Genomic DNA, 19,114 nt, shown 5'->3' on the forward strand with positions numbered 1-19,114 from the left:
ATTTATACATGAAACATATATATATACGTGCCATAGCTGTTTTTTTGATTTTTTTGCTTAGTGGTTGTTTATACCCTCAGAGTGAATTATCTAAAAACCAAGTGCCAAATGAGCAACAATTAGAAGCAGTTCAATCGGCAGTAGATACTTATCGCGAAAATACACAAGGATTAGTTCCGATTAAAACAGCAGAAAACGATACACCCATTTTTCGTAAATACTTACTTGATTTCAGTGCTTTACAGGAAAAGGGTATATTGGGTGAAATACCAGGTACTGCTTATGAAAATGGTGGTATTTATCAATACGCATTACTTACGCCTGAAAAAGACCCACGCGTTAAGCTAATTGATTTGAGAATATCAGATGCGCTTCGTGAAGTGGCAATTAAATTAGAAATATATCGAAATGAAAACTTATACCCACCTTTTGGACAACCTATTACAAACCACTTATATAAAATTGATTATGAAAAGCTTGGTTTTGAACACGAACCATATGTGGTTAGTCCATATTCGCAAAAGAATCTTCCGTTCATCATGGACACTGAGGGAAAATTATACGTAGACTATCGTGCTGATTTATATGAAGCACTAAAAGAATATGATCATCCATATAAAACAGGTGAAGACATTCGTTATATATTGGCTGAGAATACACCTTTTCTACCAGTTTATTCGTACCCTTACACGGTAAAAGATGGGGAACCAGTTTATATGAATCCTAAAAAATAAAAATATTCATAAATAACCTCTTGTAGCATAAAGTGTTACAAGGGGTTATTTTTTATTTCAATAGAAACTAGTTTCTTATACATTTGGTTAGGTATAAACTAGAACACTATGAATAACTGACGGGCATAATCAGCCACGTCCAAGCTCCAGTGCCCATTGCCTAGTGCCCTTCCGACACTTCTTAAGGCTTACACTCACCGTGTTTCCTTTATCTCATACGGACGGAAGTTCGGTTAAGACTAGCACTTTTGCGGCAACACCGAACTACCCACGTTGCATGGGCACAGGTCATACGGCAATAACCGGGCACTTGCACTTTTGTACATTACAACATACATAATAATTTTTTTATGATTTAAGTCATAATTTGATAGGACAACATCATAGACTTGTAATGTCAATTATACGTATGTTGTTCATGATTAATTGGTTAAGGAAATTGGGAGGGGATCGTTTGGAAAAAATTGATATCTTTAAAGATATTTCGAAACGGACAAACGGAGACATTTATTTAGGTATTGTGGGAGCGGTTAGGACAGGTAAATCATCGTTCATAAAGAAATTTATGGAACTGGTTGTATTACCGAATATCCATGAGGAAAGTGATCGTTCAAGAGCACAAGATGAATTGCCACAAAGTGCTGCAGGCAAAACGATTATGACCACAGAGCCAAAATTCATACCGAATCAGGCTGTGAGTATCGAAGTGGATGAAGGTCTAGACGTTAATGTTAGGCTGGTGGACTGTGTAGGATATGCAGTTAGTAGTGCAAAAGGATACGAGGATGAAGATGGTCCTAGAATGATTCACACTCCTTGGTACGAGGATCCAATACCATTTCATGATGCTGCGGAGATCGGAACTAGAAAGGTAATTCAAGAGCATTCTACAATAGGTGTGGTTGTTACCACAGATGGTACTTTCGGTGAAATACCGCGCAACGATTTTGTAGATGCTGAGTCACGGGTTGTAGATGAATTAAAAGAAGTTGGAAAACCATTCATAATGGTTTTGAATTCACTGAGACCAACTAGTCAAGAAACAGAACGTATGCGACAAGAACTAATTGACAAGCATGATATCCCAGTACTGGCTATGAACATTGAGACCATGACTGAGCATGATGTAAATAATGTTCTACGAGAAGCATTATACGAGTTTCCAGTGCTAGAAGTAAATGTTAATCTTCCTAGCTGGGTAATGGTATTGAAGGAAGACCATTGGTTGCGTGCAAATTATCAAGAAGCTATCCAGGAAACTGTTAAAAGCATTAAAAGACTGCGGGATGTAGATCATATTGTTAGGAACTTTGATGAATATGAATACATCCAGAAGGCTAACTTAGCAGGCATGGAACTTGGTGATGGTGTTGCGGAAATTGATTTACATGCGCCAGAATATTTGTACGATCAAATCCTAAAAGAAATTGTTGGCGAAGAAATTAGAGGTAAAGATCATTTATTGGAATTAATGCAAGATTTTGCCCATGCAAAACGAGAATATGATAATGTATCAGGTGCGTTGAAGATGGTAAAACAAACCGGATATGGGATAGCCGCTCCTTCTCTTGAAGATATGGAACTGGATGAACCAGAGATCATACGACAAGGATCTAGGTTTGGTGTCAGATTAAGAGCAGTAGCCCCATCCATTCATATGATTAGAGTTGAGGTTGAATCTGAATTTGCTCCTATCATTGGAACTGAAAAGCAAAGTGAAGAATTAGTCAGGTATCTGATGCAAGACTTTGAGGAAGATCCATTATCTATATGGGAATCTGATATCTTTGGAAGATCGCTCAGTTCCATAGTTAGGGAAGGGATCCAAGCAAAAATCGCATTGATGCCTGAAAATGCAAGATATAAGTTAAAAGATACATTGGAACGAATTATAAATGAAGGTTCTGGCGGTCTTATCGCGATAATCTTATAGCAGCGCAATATGGCTGCTATTTTTTTTGTGGATAAAAACCATCGACCAGGGGCCTGGGTGCACCAGATCCTCGTACTCCCCTTTAAAAAATAGCCTTTAGTATAAAAAAATTAAGCAGAACAGCAGGAAAATAATAGTTTGTGTCGTATATCTCTTATAAGCAATAAACTTTGTTATTGAAAAGCGCGTTGGTATAGGCTTAACAACAGCTTGGGCAAATTTACAATAAATGGAAATTAAAATCGCATTTACTGGTAAATATGGGCTAAATAGCAAATAAATATTGAGAAATTGCTACTTATTGTTGAATTCTAAAGCAATCTCGGTTAATATAAGCCTTGTCACACATGAAAATGTTGGCACAAAGTATAATTGATGGCAAATTGGTCAAATAATGAGATACACATTATTTATTCCAATGTCGAGTGAAATATTTTTGGGAGGAGGTGAATGTCATGAATAAAACAGACTTAGTAAATGCAGTTGCTGATAAAAGCGAACTTTCTAAGAAAGATGCTACAAAAGCTGTAGACGCAGTTTTTGAATCTGTCATGGATTCACTTAAAAGCGGTGAGAAAGTTCAATTAATTGGATTTGGGAATTTTGAAGTACGTGAGCGTTCAGCTCGTAAAGGTCGTAATCCACAAACTGGAGAAGAGATCGAAATTCCTGCAAGTAAAGTACCTGCTTTCAAACCAGGTAAAGCCCTAAAGGAAAGTGTTAAATAATACTTATACATAGGGTGAAAAGGGTGCGTATTTCGCACCCTTTTTTAATTTCTCTTCTATACGTTGGCGTACTAGGTTTATTAAGTGATAGAATTAATTCATAAACTAGGGAGGTTTCTTATGGGAAACTCAATGGATAAGACTGATTTTTTTGTAATTAAAGCATTAGAAGATGGTGTGAATGTTATCGGTTTAACTCGTGGATCTGATACTCGCTTTCATCATTCTGAAAAACTAGATTGTAATGAAGTGATGATTGCACAATTCACAGAACACACTTCCGCAGTTAAAGTTAGAGGTAAAGCCATCATACAGACTAGTCATGGTGAAATTAGTAACGAAGAATAAAGTGACTAATTATAAACATTGCGTTTGATATGATTGGTCACGAAAAGTGTGCTATAATATCAAATGTGAATAAAGTATGTATGAAAAGGTTTAGGTGATTATGTTGCCAACTTCTAATGTGGAGATTAATAAACTCCGGTCATTGATTGAAGAAAAAATACAACACGATTATGTAGATGAAATTATTCAAAAGCCAGCAATCGATGAGACTAAGTTAGTACTTTTGTATACCATCATGAAGCAATCTAATTTGCCAGAGTCAAAAAAAGAACAATATATATTATCTACTATATTTGTACAATTAGCCTTAGACATACATGAAATTGTCCCAATTAAAAATGATAAGAACGAAAGTAGCTCAAATCAAAAAAAGCGGCAACTGATGGTCTTAGCGGGTGATTATTATAGTGGTTTGTTTTATTCACTGCTTTCGAAGACGGAAGACTTTAAAGTTATACATATCCTAGCAACTGCAATTAAAGAAATAAATGAATATAAAATGCGTTTTTATTACAATCAAATAACTTCAGTGGATGAAGCTATCGACTTATTGATGAAAATTGAATCATTACTAATCTCACGTATACTTAAACAGGTTCAAGTCTTGCCAGAATTAGAACTTATTGAACATATTATCAGTTTAACTACTCTTTTACGCGAGAAGCATTTATTAATAAGCAATGGTAGTTCGCCGGTATTTGATGATTTAGCGATTTCGGGAGATACTGATCAGGATTTACGTGCTAAACTCGACGTAATCATTAACCAAAAAATCAAATCTATTGAGAAACATATCAACGAGATTCCAATTCAATTCGTGACATTAAAAAGTGATCTGAAGAAAATTTTAGATGATATACTAAGAAATAATACATCCATGGCAAAAGAAGGGTGAAACATGCAACAACAATCAAAAGAAGAACGTGTACATCATGTTTTTGAGAAAATTTATACCAATTACGATTCAATGAATTCCATTATATCGTTTCAACGACATAAAGCTTGGCGTAAAGATGTAATGACACGCATGCAAGTAGCTAAAAACGCCAAAGCCCTAGATATATGTTGTGGAACCGGAGACTGGTCAATCGCAATAGCGAATAAAACTGGTCCGAACGGAAAGGTGTACGGCCTTGATTTCAGCCATAACATGTTATCAGTAGCGAAGGAAAAACAAGATGAGCTTGACTTGAAGCAACTTACATTTATTCAAGGTAATGCTATGGAGCTTCCGTTTGAAGATAATTCATTTGATTATGTTACCATTGGTTTTGGATTACGTAACGTTCCCGATTACATGACGGTATTAAAAGAAATGTATCGAGTGGTAAGGCCAGGTGGAAAAGTTGTATGCCTGGAAACATCGCAACCCACTTTAGCTGGGTATAGACAGCTTTACTACATTTATTTCCGATTTGTAATGCCCTTGTTTGGTAGGTTAATCGCAAAAAGTTATAAAGAATATGCATGGTTACATGAATCTGCTAAGGACTTCCCCGACAAAAAGGAACTTCAAAACATGTTCTTCCAAGCAGGTTTTTCTCATGTTAGGGTGAAAAGTTATACTGGTGGAGTGGCAGCGATGCATATGGGTTTTAAAGAAAAAAATAATGAATAAAAGTCCGTGAATGTTAAAAGGTGAATGGCATGAAATTAGCAAAAACGTATAATTATTTAAAAAAAGATTTAGATTATATAGAAAAAGCTGTAGATGACGTAATACAAGCTGATCATCCCGTTTTAAGAGAAGCATCCATCCATTTGCTTAAAGCTGGTGGGAAGAGAATTCGACCCGTTTTTGTCCTTTTAGGAGGGCAATTTGGTAATTATGATATTGAGCGAATGAACATTGTTGCTACTTCTATAGAATTGATTCATATGGCTTCACTTGTTCATGATGATGTAATTGATGATGCAGAAATACGTCGAGGTGGGCCGACAATTAAGGAACAATATGATAACAGGGTTGCCATGTATACTGGTGACTATTTGCTTGCCCGATCTCTGGAAATCATCACTACCTTAAACGAAAAACAAGCGCATGAGACATTGGCAAAAACAATAGTAGAAGTTTGCATCGGTGAAATAGAACAAATCAAAGATAAACATGTCTGGGATCAATCAATGCGTACATACCTACGTAGAATCAGAAGAAAGACAGCGTTACTGATAGCGACTAGTTGTAAACTTGGTGCGATTGCAGCAGGCGTTAATGAAAAAGATGCCAACCGTTTATTTAGATATGGGTATTGTATTGGCATGTCCTATCAAATAATTGACGATATCCTTGATTTCACTTCTTCTGAAAAAGAATTAGGTAAACCTGCTGGACACGACTTATTACAAGGTAATGTAACGCTTCCTGTGCTGTATGCTATGAAATATCCAGCTTTTAATTCATTGGTAAGAAACACATTTACTGAGTCTAATTCGGTAACAGAAAAACAAATGCAGCAATTAATTGATTTACTGAAACAAACAGACGCAATCGAACGTTCCTATCAGGTAAGTGATATGTATTTAAATAAGGCACTTCATATCCTAGATAAACTTCCAGATCATCGTGCAAAGCAATCGTTGATTGGAATTGCTACCTATATCGGTAGACGTCGTTCATAAAGTAAATCCGAGCATTAGATTAGGGGGCTTTTTCCCTACCTAAAATGTTTGGTTATCCTTCATTTTTAACACATGAGGTATCACCGCCCGTCAAACGGTGATAAATACATTGTCATTTTTCCAAAAGTTTGATAAAATTTTAACGGCTGATCGAATACTAACAACATACATAATAGAAGAGGTGTAGAAAATGGAAAAAACATTTTTAATGGTAAAACCAGATGGCGTACAACGTAATCTCGTAGGAGAAATCGTTAAACGCTTCGAAAGCAAAGGCTTCAAATTAGTGGGAGCTAAACTTATGGTCATATCAGATGATTTAGCTAAAACTCATTACGGTGAACATAAAGAACGCCCATTTTTTGGTGAATTAGTTGACTTCATCACATCGGGTCCAGTTTTTGCGATGGCATGGGAAGGCGAAAATGTAATCAAATCAGCACGTGATATGATGGGTAAAACGAATCCACTAGAAGCTGTATCTGGTACAATTCGTGGCGACTTCGGAATGACTGTTGGAAAAAATATTATTCATGGTTCTGATTCTGCTGAAAGTGCAGAAAGAGAGCTAAACTTATTTTTTGATGAAAAAGAAGTATCTTCCTATTCTAAACAGGATAGCGACTGGATTTACTAATAGATATAGCCTCCGTTCCTGACGGAGGCTTTCTTTAAATACTGTCCTGAACAGAGGAGTAAGGAAATGTCAGTAGAATATAGCGAATTTACTTTACATATTAAACGAAAACTTGGGATTGACCTTGGTTTATATAAAGAAACGCAAATGAAAAGACGGATAACTTCATTACGAAATAAACGAGGGTATAAAAATTTTGATGCATATATAAGTGCAATGAGCCAAGATCATCTACTACTAAAAGAATTTGTTGATAGGCTTACCATAAATGTTTCAGAATTTTACCGTAACCCTAAAAGATGGCATATTCTACAAAGTAAAATAATGCCTATGCTTATTGATAACACAAAGGAAACCGCAATTTGGAGCGCTGCTTGTTCTACTGGTGAAGAAGCCTATAGTTTGGCAATGTTATTAACTGAGTTCTTTCCAAAACATTCCTTTAAAATTATTGCCACAGATATAGACGATCAAGCCCTTGCTAAGGCAAAGGAAGGGATTTATCATGAACAGGCATTAAAGGATTTACCAATTGATTTGAAAAATAAATATTTTACAGTTCACCACGGCCTTTATCATATCGATCCAGAACTTAAAAAGATGATCCTTTTTAAAAAACACAATTTGTTAGCAGATCGTCATCCTAGTGGAACAGATTTAATTGTCTGTCGAAATGTATTAATATATTTTACCGATACTGCAAAAGAAATCGTCTACGGTAATTTCAGTAAATCTTTAGTAGATAATGGTGTGCTGTTTGTGGGAAGTACAGAGCAAATTTTTACCCCGAAAACATATAACCTCACATTAATAGACACGTTCTTTTACCAAAAGAAGTAACTCTTGTCTCCGGCAGGAGTTTTTTAATCCTTATAAATGTTTTTAATACCTTATTACGCAATAAATTTGTTATGGTATAAGTAGAAATTATTATCATGAAGGAGGGCTCCTAATGCGCTATTTAACTGCAGGAGAATCACACGGAAAGCAATTGACGACAATTATTGAAGGTTTGCCATCACATATGCCACTAACAAAGGACGATATCAATCACTCTTTGTTACGCAGACAAAAAGGACATGGCAGAGGAAAAAGAATGCAAATTGAGAAAGACTTGGTGGAGATAACTAGTGGAGTGAGACATGGGTATACAATGGGATCACCTATTTCTTTAGTTATACATAATGATGACTTTAAGCATTGGACCGATGTTATGGGAGAAGATCCATTGGAAGATGACATCAAAATCAGGCGAACCGTTTCTAGACCAAGACCTGGTCATGCTGATCTGAATGGTGCACTCAAATACGGGCATCGGGATATGCGGAATGTTCTTGAACGGTCATCAGCACGCGAAACAGCTGCACGAGTAGCTGCAGGTGCAGTAGCGAAAACACTATTAAAACAACTAGGTATTGAAGTAGCAGGTTATGTGAGGGAAATTGCAGGAATTAAAGCAGAAGAGGTCGAAGAGTTAACCATACAGGAACGTCAAAATATCTCTGAGGAGTCACCAGTACGAACGTTGGATAAAAAAGTAGAGAAAAAAATGATGGACGCAATTGATCAGGCAAAAAAAGAGGGAGACTCTATTGGTGGAGTAGCAGAGGTATATATTGAAGGGATGCCAGCTGGAGTCGGGTCATATGTTCATTATGACCGTAAACTAGATGGGCGTATCGCAGGAAGTGTGTCGAGCATCAATGCTTTTAAAGGTGTTGAATTTGGTTTAGGATTTGAAGCTGCAAGAAGGAACGGAAGTCAAGTACATGACGAAATTGCTTGGGACAAAGAGATTGGATATTACAGAAAAACGAATAACTTAGGCGGTTTTGAAGGTGGAATGACTACGGGGATGCCAATAATTGTAAAAGGAGTTATGAAACCAATTCCAACACTATATAAACCATTACAAAGTGTTGATATAGAAACAAAAGAACCGTTTAATGCAAGCATCGAACGTTCTGATTCCTGCGCTGTACCAGCTGCATCCGTAGTGATGGAACACGTCGTCGCATTCGAACTGGCAAAAGCTATTACAGAGCAATTTCCATCTGATCAATTTCCGACTTTACAACGGGCATTACAAGAATATCGTGAGGAACTTAGGTGTTTTTAATGACACAATTAGAAGTGGAAACAAGTGTAAATAGGTATACAATCAGCATTGGTGAAAATATTCGTCACCAATTTAACCAGTACGTATCAAAACAATATTCAGCGATTTTGATCGTAACGGACGAACATGTGGCTGACTTATACCTGGAAGATGTTAAAGAAGGTCTTACTAGTCATCCTCGAGTCTTTCATACGGTGATTTCTGATGGGGAGCAATCGAAGAGTATAGAAACGTTTCATCAATTGCATACAGAAGCAATAGAATGCGGACTTGATCGACATTCTCTCATTATCGCGCTAGGTGGTGGTGTAGTAGGAGATCTAGCAGGTTTTGTTGCAGCAACGTTTATGCGGGGCATTGATTATATCCAGGCTCCTACAACTATCCTAGCCCATGACAGCAGTGTCGGTGGAAAGGTTGCAATTAATCATGCATTAGGGAAGAACCTAATTGGAAATTTTTACCCACCAGTAGCGGTTGTTTATGATATTCAAACATTACGATCGTTACCAGCAAAAGAAATTCGATCGGGCTATGCAGAGATAATTAAGGAAGCTTTGATTGCAGATAAAGTATTATTTGACGATGTGATACAAGAAAAGCTCAGTCAAGTAACGAATGCAAATTTGAGGAATCATATTTTTCGGGGGATCAAAATAAAAACCCATTTCGTGGAGGCAGATGAAAAAGAAAAAGGGATCCGCGCATTTCTTAACTTTGGTCATACTCTTGGACATGCACTTGAATCGGAATATGGTTATGGTAAATTATCACACGGGGAAGCCGTTGCACTTGGCATGTTGTTTGCTATGGATGTTAGTAATGCAATTTTTTCAAATGGCTTGCCTGTCGAAGTGCTTCAAAAATGGTTGGAAGTTAATAACTATCCATTACAAATAGATGAAATTAATAGCAGTACATTATTAAATCGAATGAAGTCGGACAAAAAGGTCTCAAACAATCATGTACAGATGGTTCTATTAAAAGAAATTGAAAACCCCATACTGGTAGAAATAAGTGATGAAGAAATACAGAAATACTTGCAATCTTTTATAAATAAGATGAAGAAAAATTAGGAAGTGATTAAAAATGACTGAAAAAAAGTTATCCCGACAAAATGGTATACTTTCTGGTGTAATTGAGGTACCAGGAGATAAATCTATTTCACATCGTGCTGTAATCTTTGGGTCGATAGCAAACGGAATAACAGAAGTGTCCAATTTTCTGGAAGGTGAAGATTGCATGCGAACGATCGATGTTTTCGAGGCGATGGGCGTGACAATAGAGAAGAGTGAGTCAAATCTTGTCATTCACGGAAAGGGGATAGACGCTTTAAAAAAACCTAGTAATGAGCTGTACTTTGGAAATTCTGGTACAACAGCTAGACTGATGTTAGGAGTACTTGCAGGTTTATCCTTTCAAACATATGTAACTGGCGATGCATCTCTTTCCAAAAGGCCTATGAATCGAGTTGTTTCACCTTTGCGTGAGATGGGTGCTAAGATTGAAGCTAAAGGTGAGAAAAACATATTGCCCTTAACCATAAAGCAAGGACAGTTAGCTGGAATTCAATATAAATTACCAGTTAAAAGTGCACAAGTTAAATCCGCAATACTATTAGCTGGTTTATTTGCAACTAATAGTACAGAAGTTATCGAAAAAACCCCTACACGGGATCACACTGAACATATGTTGAGGGCTTTTGGGGCAGATATAGTTCAGCATGGTTTATCAACTACAATAACAAGTAATAAGCCACTTAAAGCAACAAAAGTAACAGTACCAGGAGATATTTCATCTGCGGCTTTTTTACTTGTAGGTGCAGCAATAATTCCTGGTAGTAAAATCTCTATTTCGCGTGTGGGATTAAATGAAACTAGAACGGGAATAATTGATGTTTTCAAGAAAATGGGAGCTAATATCGAAGTAACCAATGTTGTTGCGGTAAACGGTGAATTAATTGGAGATGTAACGATAGCCTATAAGGAGCTTGAGGCGACAGTGATTGAAGGTGACGTCATCCCATGTTTAATCGATGAAATCCCAATTATAGCTTTATTAGCCACACAAGCAAACGGGACAACTATAATAAAAGATTCAGAGGAACTTCGCTACAAGGAAACAGATCGAATTCTTGCTGTTGTTGATGTTTTATCAAAACTAGGAGCATCAATTGAAGGAACAGAAGATGGCATGATTATACACGGCAAAACGCCATTAATAGGTGGATCGGTTTCGACTTACCATGACCATCGTATCGCAATGATGGCTTCAATTGCTTCCTTAATTACCAGTGATGAAGTTATGCTTGACGACGATTCAAGCATTGATATTTCCTATCCTGGATTTTTTCAGGATTTAGAAAAATTACTTAGCTAACATCGTGTCGTGTGGTCATGGTAGTAAGAAGTGTGAGTAGAAGGAGTGTATAGAATGGAAACAATCATGGAAGCAGTTCATCTAATGGAAAACAATAAAACAAAAGCGGCGATAGATCTATTAGAAAGGCACCTTCCAACAGCAGATGAAGATGAAAAATTCACGATTGCCGAATTATATATACAGTGGGGGATATATCCAGAGGCGAGTTATATTTTGCAGGATTTATTACAACAATACCCTGATGAAAGTGAACTACGTGTCATGCTGGCTGATATCTATATCGAATTGGAAGACGATGAAAAAGCAATTGATCTATTAAATGAAATCAAGACAGATGATCCAGCTTATTTACCGGCTTTAATTCAATTAGCTGATCTTTATCAGGCCCAGGGATTGTTTGAAGTTGCAGAACAGAAGTTATTAGCAGCAAAACAGCTTGACCCAGAAGAAGCCCTGGTTGATTTTGCTTTAGCTGAGCTCGCTTTTTCAACTGGGGAATATCAAAAAGCAATAACGTTTTATGAAAGAATTCTCCCTAAAACTAACGAAGTAGCCAATATATCTATAAATGACCGCCTTGCTGAGGCATATGCCGCATCTGGAGAATATGAACTTGCACTAACCTATTTCCAAGAGATAGAAAGTGAAAACCCTGATACACTGTTCAAGTATGGATTTACCGCAGCACATGCTAATCGAAATGATATCGCAATAAAGGCCTGGGAGCATGTTATAGAAATCGACCCTCACTACCTCTCTGTTTATTATGAACTTGCAAAAGCATATGAGATCGAAGAACGTACAAGTGAAGCATATGAGACGATCAATAAAGGATTGCAACTTGACGATTTTAATAAAGAGCTCTATTTTTATGCCGCTAATTTAGCACACCAAGTAAGTAAAAACGATGAAAGTGAAAAATATATCCGTGAAGCTGTTGCACTTGACCCTGACTATAAAGAGGCTGTGCTATTCTTAATCGAAATATTAAAAGCACAAGAAAAATCTGAAGAAATACGTGAACTATTGGTGGAGATTAAAAAGATAGGTGCCGATGATCCGCTTTACGATTGGGAACTTGCCCGTGCATTTAATGAAATAGAATTATATAATGATGCATTAATTCAGTACAATGAAGCATACAATAGACTAAGTCAAGACAGTGATTTCTTAAAAGAATACGGATACTTTTTAACCGAGGAGGGGAGAATCGAGAAGGCTATAAGTGTTTTTCAAGAATATTTGGGAATCCAACCGTTGGATACTGATGTTGAGGAATATGTGGACCGTTTAATTCAATCTACCGAGGTTTAGTATAGATGTAATGAGGGAGGAAAAGGTTATGCAAGCTCCTATTTCCATTCAAGATAAAAAAGCCTTTATTGAATGGTTTTTAAATCATTATCAACTAAAGAAACGTGAAAGTGTTTGGATTTTAAATTACTTGGTTAATCATGATAACCTCTTAGATAACGTACATTTTATTAGGGAAGCGAAATTCTGTCCGAGGGGTATCATAATTTCCAGTCAATGTTCAGATGACGCACCATTCCGCTTCTATAAGAATCATTTAGTTACTACAGACGCTGAAAAGTCTTTTCATGATATTCGAATGAATAGAGAAGAGGCGCTTTATGTTCAATTAAATTTTCACAATTCTATTCAAAATGCATCTTATGTCGCGGTACTAGAGGATAATCCCTTTATACCTGAAGATTATTATATAACTAAAAGTGATGAAGAAAACGCAAATAAACTTTTAAAAAAACTAGTGTATGACCGTGAAAAGAAAAAAATACAAGAGGCTATTGATTACAGTCTTGATATAAATGACCAGCAAATGTTTATGAAACTTACGAAAAAATTACATAAACTAGATACGATTAATGAATGTCAACCTAAATTGTTAAAACAATAGGTTGATTTTTTTTGTTTAAATAGGATAAAATTTAATAACATGACTGTATAGTCATGTGCATTCAAGACTAGAAAGGAAGTTTTAGAAATGCAATGGGGAAAAAAAGATTTACAACAATACATACAAGCAAAAGAATATGTTGATACTATAATCGTACCCTTAACACCATTTCATTTATCGAATGATACAGAGCTGGCTAAAAGCGGGTTTCAAGCTGAAGCCCTTTCCATATTTATTAATCAAATAGAAAAAGATTTAGCGGGTAGAGTTATGTTGACCCCGAATTACACTTATTTAAAAAATGCGGACAAGCAGCAAGAAATTGCTAGATTAAATGAGTGGGTGGAAGATATGTCCGTTCAACCTTTTAACCATATTTTCTTTATTACATTTGATTCAAAATGGAAAAAACACGAACCATTAGTGAATGGAACTCTTTTATGGTTGCCGGGGTTACAATCTGGTGATTTGTATTCAAAGGAAATGCACAGTGTTATCCATGATCAAGTAACACAAATTAGTGAATTAATACGGTCTTATTGGGAAACAATGGAGTAAAGAATTAAAGAAAATTTAAATTGCATCTGTTTTGTTAACATTTTTGAATACATATTGACCGAACAAGCAGTTTGCGCTATCATGGTAATGTCCTAGTAATCTGATTAAAATTAGTAATGTCCGTGATTAAATGAAAGAGGGGGGAAAATCATGAGCGAAAAAAAGCAACAAGTATCCCGTCGACAATTCCTGAACTATACACTTACAGGTGTAGGTGGTTTTATGGCAGCAGGCATGCTTGTTCCAATGTTGGGAATGGCAGTTGATCCAATATTAACCAAAACATCATCTGGAGACTTAGCTAATATAAATCTTTCCGTCGATGATATTACTAATGAACCACAGCGAGTGGATTGGAAAATCGATCAAGTAGATGCTTGGTATGAGTCGCAAGTTAGTAAATCAGCGTGGGTCTATAAAAATGACAACGGTGATATCGTGGCACTTTCCCCAATATGTAAACACTTAGGTTGTGTTGTTTCTTGGGAAGGTAGCGAACAGTATCCAGACCAATTTTACTGCCCATGTCATGCTGGTCGTTATACAAAAGATGGTACCAATGTTCCTAACACACCTCCATTAGCACCACTTGATGTTTACGAGTCAAAAGTTGAAAATGGTATGTTGTATTTAGGTAATGCACATCCGAAAGGGGAGGCGTAAAAAATGCTGCAGAAATTGTATGATTGGATCGACGAACGTGTAGACATTACGCCTTTGTGGCGTGATATTGCAGATCATGAAGTACCAGAACATGTTAACCCTGCCCATCATTTTTCAGCTTTTGTTTATTGTTTTGGTGGATTAACATTCTTTGTAACGGTTATTCAGATTTTGTCTGGAATGTTCCTAACCATGTACTATGTTCCGGATATAGAAAATGCTTGGAAATCTGTATATTACTTACAAACAGAGGTAGCACATGGTCAAATAGTGCGAGGGATGCACCACTGGGGTGCTAGTGTTGTTATCGTGATGCTCTTGTTACATACTTTGCGTGTATTCTTCCAAGGCGCATATAAAAAGCCACGTGAACTTAACTGGATGATTGGAGTATTATTATTCTTTGTTATGCTTGGCCTTGGTTTTACTGGCTATTTATTGCCTTGGGATAACAAAGCTTATTTTGCAACAGAGGTTGGACTAAATATCGCTGAACAAGTACCGTTTATTGGCGAGCAATTAAAAACATTACTAGCAGGTGATCCATCAATTGTTGGGGCACAAACGTTAACAAGATTCTTTGCAATCCATGTATTCTTCTTACCAGCTGGATTGTTCGGATTAATGGCTGCTCACTTTATGTTAATACGTAAACAAGGAATTTCTGGACCACTATAAAAAGGAGGGAAAGCTGTGCATAAGGGTAAAGGAATGAAGTTTGTCGGTGATTCTCGTATATCAACCGATCGTAAACCCAATATACCTAAAGATTATTCTGAGTATCCTGGAAGAACGGAAGCCTTCTGGCCTAACTTCTTGTTAAAAGAGTGGTTAGTTGGTGCTGTATTCTTAGTTGGATTTCTGTGCTTGGTACTTGCACACCCTTCGCCACTGGAAGGTGTAGCTGATCCAACAAATGCAACTTATATACCGTTGCCAGATTGGTATTTCTTATTTCTATATGAACTCTTAAAATATGACTTTGCAAGTGGACCATATACATTGTTTGGTATCATTATTCTCCCTGGCCTAGCATTTGGTGGGTTACTACTGGCACCATTTTTGGATCGTGGACCAGGTCGTAGACCGCACCAAAGACCAATTGCAGTTGCAATGATGATTTTAGGTCTTGCATCTGTTATGTTATTGACTTGGGAATCCGCTTCTCATGTAGACTGGGAAGCTCGTGCCGAAGCAAATAAGCCAGTTCCTACAACTGAAATTGATAAAGAAAATCCTGGTTATGCAGTATTTGAAAGCAACTGTATGACTTGTCATGGGGATTCACTTCAAGGTGGTGCTGCGGCACCTTCATTAATTGGAATTGACTATTCAAAAGAAGAAATTATGAAAATTGCCCAGGAAGGTATTGGAACAATGCCTGCTGGAGTTTTCAAAGGTACAGATAAAGAGCTAGAAGCATTGGCAGAATTTATCGTATCCGTTAATGAGGAAGCTAAATAAATGATTGCATAGTTATATAGGACACCTTTGCCAACAGAATTGGTGAAGGTGTCTTTTTAGATTGTTAGTAATGTAATAAGAAAGGAATTTTGACATGTTTCATTACATACTGAAAGATAAATTATTTTTACTTTTATTATTTTTTGTTAATTTATTTGGAACGATATATGGATATATCTGGTATAGATACCAACTAGCGGCAACACCAGATATCTTCCTTATATTTGTTCCGGATAGTCCGACCGCAAGCCTTTTCTTTACAATTGTAATCTTCTTTTTCTTATTTAAAAAAAATGTACCATATATAGAAGCACTTGCAATTATCACCTTATTTAAATATGGTGTTTGGGCCGTAGTTATGAATGTTTTCACCTTAATTGTTGACGGGTCTATTGGTTGGCAAGGCTATATGTTAATCGCTTCGCATGGTGCAATGGCAATCCAGGGCCTTCTGTATGCGCCTTACTATCGAATGAAGCTACGACACATTGTAATAGCAGCAATCTGGACTTTACATAATGATATTATTGATTATGTATATGGAATGATGCCTATATACTCTTCTTTGAGTGAGTATACGAATGGAATTGGCTACTTTACTTTTTGGCTAAGTATATTATCAATTTATATTGCCTATCTGTTAACGATGAAAAATAAAAACAAGCAAAGCCTTTAATAGATCTAGTTATATCCTCCCGTTTTCTAACATAAATTTATAAAGTAAATGTCTGCGAGAGGTTGATCACATATGAGAAATGCTAGTTATTCATCGATAGTGAATCTCGTTCAAAGCATGACTTCTTTATTTTGGGTTATCCTCGCTGTTGGAGGAACGATTGTGGTGGTATTAGCCTATGTTAGTTGGGTAAAGTATAAGGAAGAAAAAAAACGTCAAAAAAGGGATTCAAACAGTTGACTTATTCCTTATTTTTGACTAAAATTGACCTTAGAAAGATATATTACATTATGGAGGAATGAAAATGTCACTTGGTGGATATATCGTATATATTGCCTTGTTAATGATCATCCCAATTTGGGCGCAATCTAGAGTAAAAAGAACATATAAAAAGTATTCAAAAAAAGCAACGTCTTCTCACATGACTGGGGCAGAGGTTGCTCGAAAAATATTAAATGATAATGGTATTTATGATGTACAAGTAGAAGAAACGCGTGGCTTTTTATCTGATCACTATGATCCAAGAAAGAAAGTTTTACGCTTGTCCAGTGGTAACTATCACGGGCAGTCAATGGCCTCTTCAGCTATTGCAGCACATGAGGTAGGTCATGCAATTCAAGACGCTGAATCTTACACATTTTTGCGATTTAGACATGCATTAGTACCGGTCGCTAACCTAGGATCAAACATGTCGATGTTTTTAATCATCGGTGGATTTCTCTTTGGAATGAGTAACCTTATATTAGTAGGAATCGTTTTTTTCTCAGCAGCAGTTCTTTTCCAATTCGTAACATTACCTGTTGAGTTTAATGCTTCCAGTCGAGCAATGACGCAGTTGGTATCGACTGGTGTTATTAATAACAATGAAGAGCGTGAGACGAAAAAAGTTCTTAATGCAGCAGCTTTAACATATGTTGCAGCAGCATTAGTTGCTCTTGCAGAATTAATACGTTTTATCTTAATGTATACAGCAAGTGAATAAATAGTGGATATCAAAAAAGGATGGCTATTTTGCCATCCTTTTTTTGAGAGCAAAGAAAGTATGAAATTTTGGCGATGATCTGTCTAGCTCCAGCGCCTAGACACTCGAGACATAAGCAGTTCGCTTACGTGCGAGCAAAGCACTCACACTGCACCGCTCTACTTATGCTTGTCGTGTCTTTCAAGGCGCCCTGAGCTTTTCGTGTCTGTCTAGGTCTAGCTCCAGCGCCTAGACACTCGAGACATAAGCAGTTCGCTTCCGCGCGATGAAACCCACTCACACTGCATCGCTCTGCTTATGCTTGTCGTGTCTTTCAAGGCGCCCTGAGCTTTTCTTATAATGCCCTAATCGATAATGGGGTTTTTATTTTCATCTAATGTGAATCCTTCACCTACAACATCGTGAACAGAACTAACCGCTACAAAAGCATGAGGATCAATACTTTTAATAACATTTTTTAATCGTACTATTTCGTTTCTTCCTACCACGCAATATAAAACGTCGCGCGTTTCACCCGTAAAGCTTCCTCTTCCTGCTAAAACTGTTACACCACGGTCCATATCTTTAATGATGATTTTAGCTATATCATCACTTTTGCTTGAAATAATAGTTGCTCCACGTGCAGAATATGCACCTTCTTGGATAAAGTCAATTACGCGGGCACCTATATAAACAGCTACTAAAGTATACATGCCTTCAACCAATTCCAAATAGGTGATAACAGAGGTTGCTATTACCACTACATCAAAAAGGAACATAGTTTTACCCATACTCCAACCAACATATTTATGAACAAGCCGAGCAATTATATCAACCCCGCCGGTGGTTCCTCCATATCTGAAGATGATTCCTAATCCTACCCCAATAAATACACCAGCAAATAACGCTACTAAGGTCATATCCGATTGCAAGTTCATTTGAAAGGGTTCAATTTGGAAAACTGCTAAAAATAAGGATACGGATAACGTGCCAATAATTGTATAGATAAACGTGTTTCTGCCTAGGAACTTCCAGCCTATTAAAAAGACGGGAACATTTAGTATAATATTTGTTACGGCAGGATCCCAGCCCCATAAGAAATACATTAATAGTGTAATACCAGTGAATCCGCCTTCACCAAGGTTGTTTTGCATATTAAAATGTACAAGTCCAAATGAAAATATTGCCGAACCAATTAAAATAAATATAACATTTTTAATTTTTATTCCAAAAACCATTCTTAAATCCTCCTTTTCTTCTTCATGTCTAGGCGTGAATACACTTTTACTAGTATAGTCAATTTTAATAAAATGAACAATGTACAATGGGATGTACAGTTTAATAATTTGTCAAATTAAAGCCTTTTAGCTAACA

At 36.6% G+C, this 19,114-nt stretch carries 22 protein-coding genes; 21 read left to right on the forward strand and 1 reads right to left on the reverse strand.

Features of this window, described 5'->3' with window-relative positions; translation table 11 throughout:
* The first annotated feature begins 8 nt into the window (after positions 1-8).
* The 21 genes from AC3G7N_RS05605 to AC3G7N_RS05705 all read left to right on the forward strand — a co-directional run bounded on the left by AC3G7N_RS05605 (position 9) and on the right by AC3G7N_RS05705 (position 17,761).
* On the forward strand, positions 9-734 hold the full coding sequence (locus AC3G7N_RS05605; protein WP_489421161.1) for a YphF family lipoprotein: 726 nt from the start codon (positions 9-11) through the stop codon (positions 732-734).
* A 454-nt stretch (positions 735-1,188) separates the two neighbouring features.
* Positions 1,189-2,667 carry a stage IV sporulation protein A gene (spoIVA, locus tag AC3G7N_RS05610; protein WP_489421162.1) on the forward strand — a complete coding sequence of 493 codons (1,479 nt, stop codon included), beginning with the start codon at positions 1,189-1,191 and terminating at the stop codon, positions 2,665-2,667.
* A gap of 455 nt (positions 2,668-3,122) precedes the next feature.
* Positions 3,123-3,395, forward strand: coding sequence for an HU family DNA-binding protein (locus tag AC3G7N_RS05615; RefSeq protein WP_089532356.1), 273 nt, complete (start codon positions 3,123-3,125; stop codon positions 3,393-3,395).
* A 120-nt stretch (positions 3,396-3,515) separates the two neighbouring features.
* A complete protein-coding gene (gene mtrB, locus AC3G7N_RS05620) occupies positions 3,516-3,743 on the forward strand; it encodes a trp RNA-binding attenuation protein MtrB (RefSeq protein ID WP_489421163.1) in 228 nt (75 codons plus the stop codon).
* A 118-nt stretch (positions 3,744-3,861) separates the two neighbouring features.
* A complete protein-coding gene (locus AC3G7N_RS05625) occupies positions 3,862-4,638 on the forward strand; it encodes a heptaprenyl diphosphate synthase component 1 (RefSeq protein WP_489421164.1) in 777 nt (258 codons plus the stop codon).
* A 3-nt stretch (positions 4,639-4,641) separates the two neighbouring features.
* Positions 4,642-5,361, forward strand: coding sequence for a demethylmenaquinone methyltransferase (locus AC3G7N_RS05630; RefSeq protein ID WP_489421165.1), 720 nt, complete (start codon positions 4,642-4,644; stop codon positions 5,359-5,361).
* 29 nt (positions 5,362-5,390) lie between these two features.
* Entirely contained in the window at positions 5,391-6,362 is a 972-nt protein-coding gene (gene hepT / locus AC3G7N_RS05635) for a heptaprenyl diphosphate synthase component II (protein ID WP_489421166.1), read from the forward strand.
* 190 nt (positions 6,363-6,552) lie between these two features.
* Positions 6,553-6,999: a nucleoside-diphosphate kinase gene (gene ndk, locus AC3G7N_RS05640; RefSeq protein WP_489421167.1), complete on the forward strand. Its 447-nt coding sequence runs from the start codon at positions 6,553-6,555 to the stop codon at positions 6,997-6,999.
* 66 nt (positions 7,000-7,065) lie between these two features.
* Positions 7,066-7,839, forward strand: coding sequence for a CheR family methyltransferase (locus AC3G7N_RS05645; protein WP_489421168.1), 774 nt, complete (start codon positions 7,066-7,068; stop codon positions 7,837-7,839).
* A 112-nt stretch (positions 7,840-7,951) separates the two neighbouring features.
* Positions 7,952-9,118: a chorismate synthase gene (gene aroC, locus AC3G7N_RS05650; protein ID WP_489421169.1), complete on the forward strand. Its 1,167-nt coding sequence runs from the start codon at positions 7,952-7,954 to the stop codon at positions 9,116-9,118.
* A complete protein-coding gene (aroB, locus tag AC3G7N_RS05655; RefSeq protein WP_489421170.1) occupies positions 9,118-10,194 on the forward strand; it encodes a 3-dehydroquinate synthase in 1,077 nt (358 codons plus the stop codon). The genes aroC and aroB overlap by 1 nt, the downstream gene beginning before the upstream one ends.
* Positions 10,195-10,207: 13 nt before the next feature.
* Positions 10,208-11,497, forward strand: a complete 1,290-nt coding sequence (aroA, locus tag AC3G7N_RS05660) for a 3-phosphoshikimate 1-carboxyvinyltransferase (RefSeq protein ID WP_489421171.1) — start codon at positions 10,208-10,210, stop codon at positions 11,495-11,497.
* A 54-nt stretch (positions 11,498-11,551) separates the two neighbouring features.
* Complete coding sequence (locus AC3G7N_RS05665) at positions 11,552-12,814, forward strand: tetratricopeptide repeat protein (protein ID WP_489421172.1); 1,263 nt, start codon at positions 11,552-11,554, stop codon at positions 12,812-12,814.
* Between the two features lie 28 nt (positions 12,815-12,842).
* Entirely contained in the window at positions 12,843-13,418 is a 576-nt protein-coding gene (locus AC3G7N_RS05670) for a ReoY family proteolytic degradation factor (RefSeq protein ID WP_489421173.1), read from the forward strand.
* A gap of 87 nt (positions 13,419-13,505) precedes the next feature.
* The gene (locus AC3G7N_RS05675; protein WP_489421174.1) at positions 13,506-13,976 is read left to right on the forward strand and encodes a DUF2487 family protein; all 471 of its coding nucleotides are present in this window, start codon (positions 13,506-13,508) and stop codon (positions 13,974-13,976) included.
* A gap of 150 nt (positions 13,977-14,126) precedes the next feature.
* Positions 14,127-14,639, forward strand: a complete 513-nt coding sequence (locus tag AC3G7N_RS05680) for a QcrA and Rieske domain-containing protein (protein WP_489421175.1) — start codon at positions 14,127-14,129, stop codon at positions 14,637-14,639.
* A 3-nt stretch (positions 14,640-14,642) separates the two neighbouring features.
* On the forward strand, positions 14,643-15,317 hold the full coding sequence (gene qcrB / locus AC3G7N_RS05685) for a menaquinol-cytochrome c reductase cytochrome b subunit (RefSeq protein WP_489421176.1): 675 nt from the start codon (positions 14,643-14,645) through the stop codon (positions 15,315-15,317).
* A gap of 15 nt (positions 15,318-15,332) precedes the next feature.
* Entirely contained in the window at positions 15,333-16,103 is a 771-nt protein-coding gene (locus AC3G7N_RS05690) for a menaquinol-cytochrome c reductase cytochrome b/c subunit (RefSeq protein ID WP_489421177.1), read from the forward strand.
* A 94-nt stretch (positions 16,104-16,197) separates the two neighbouring features.
* On the forward strand, positions 16,198-16,779 hold the full coding sequence (gene lhaT, locus AC3G7N_RS05695) for a lipoprotein heptaprenylglyceryl N-acetyltransferase LhaT (protein WP_489421178.1): 582 nt from the start codon (positions 16,198-16,200) through the stop codon (positions 16,777-16,779).
* 72 nt (positions 16,780-16,851) lie between these two features.
* On the forward strand, positions 16,852-17,019 hold the full coding sequence (locus AC3G7N_RS05700; protein ID WP_489421179.1) for a sporulation protein YpjB: 168 nt from the start codon (positions 16,852-16,854) through the stop codon (positions 17,017-17,019).
* 64 nt (positions 17,020-17,083) lie between these two features.
* Entirely contained in the window at positions 17,084-17,761 is a 678-nt protein-coding gene (locus AC3G7N_RS05705; RefSeq protein WP_489421180.1) for a zinc metallopeptidase, read from the forward strand.
* A 344-nt stretch (positions 17,762-18,105) separates the two neighbouring features.
* Here AC3G7N_RS05705 and AC3G7N_RS05710 read toward each other — a convergent pair whose 3' ends face one another.
* Positions 18,106-18,978 (reverse strand): YitT family protein, encoded by an 873-nt coding sequence (locus AC3G7N_RS05710; RefSeq protein ID WP_489421181.1) that lies wholly within the window; start codon positions 18,976-18,978, stop codon positions 18,106-18,108.
* Positions 18,979-19,114 lie beyond the last annotated feature (136 nt).

It is taken from the genome of Virgibacillus carmonensis, assembly GCF_057836705.1.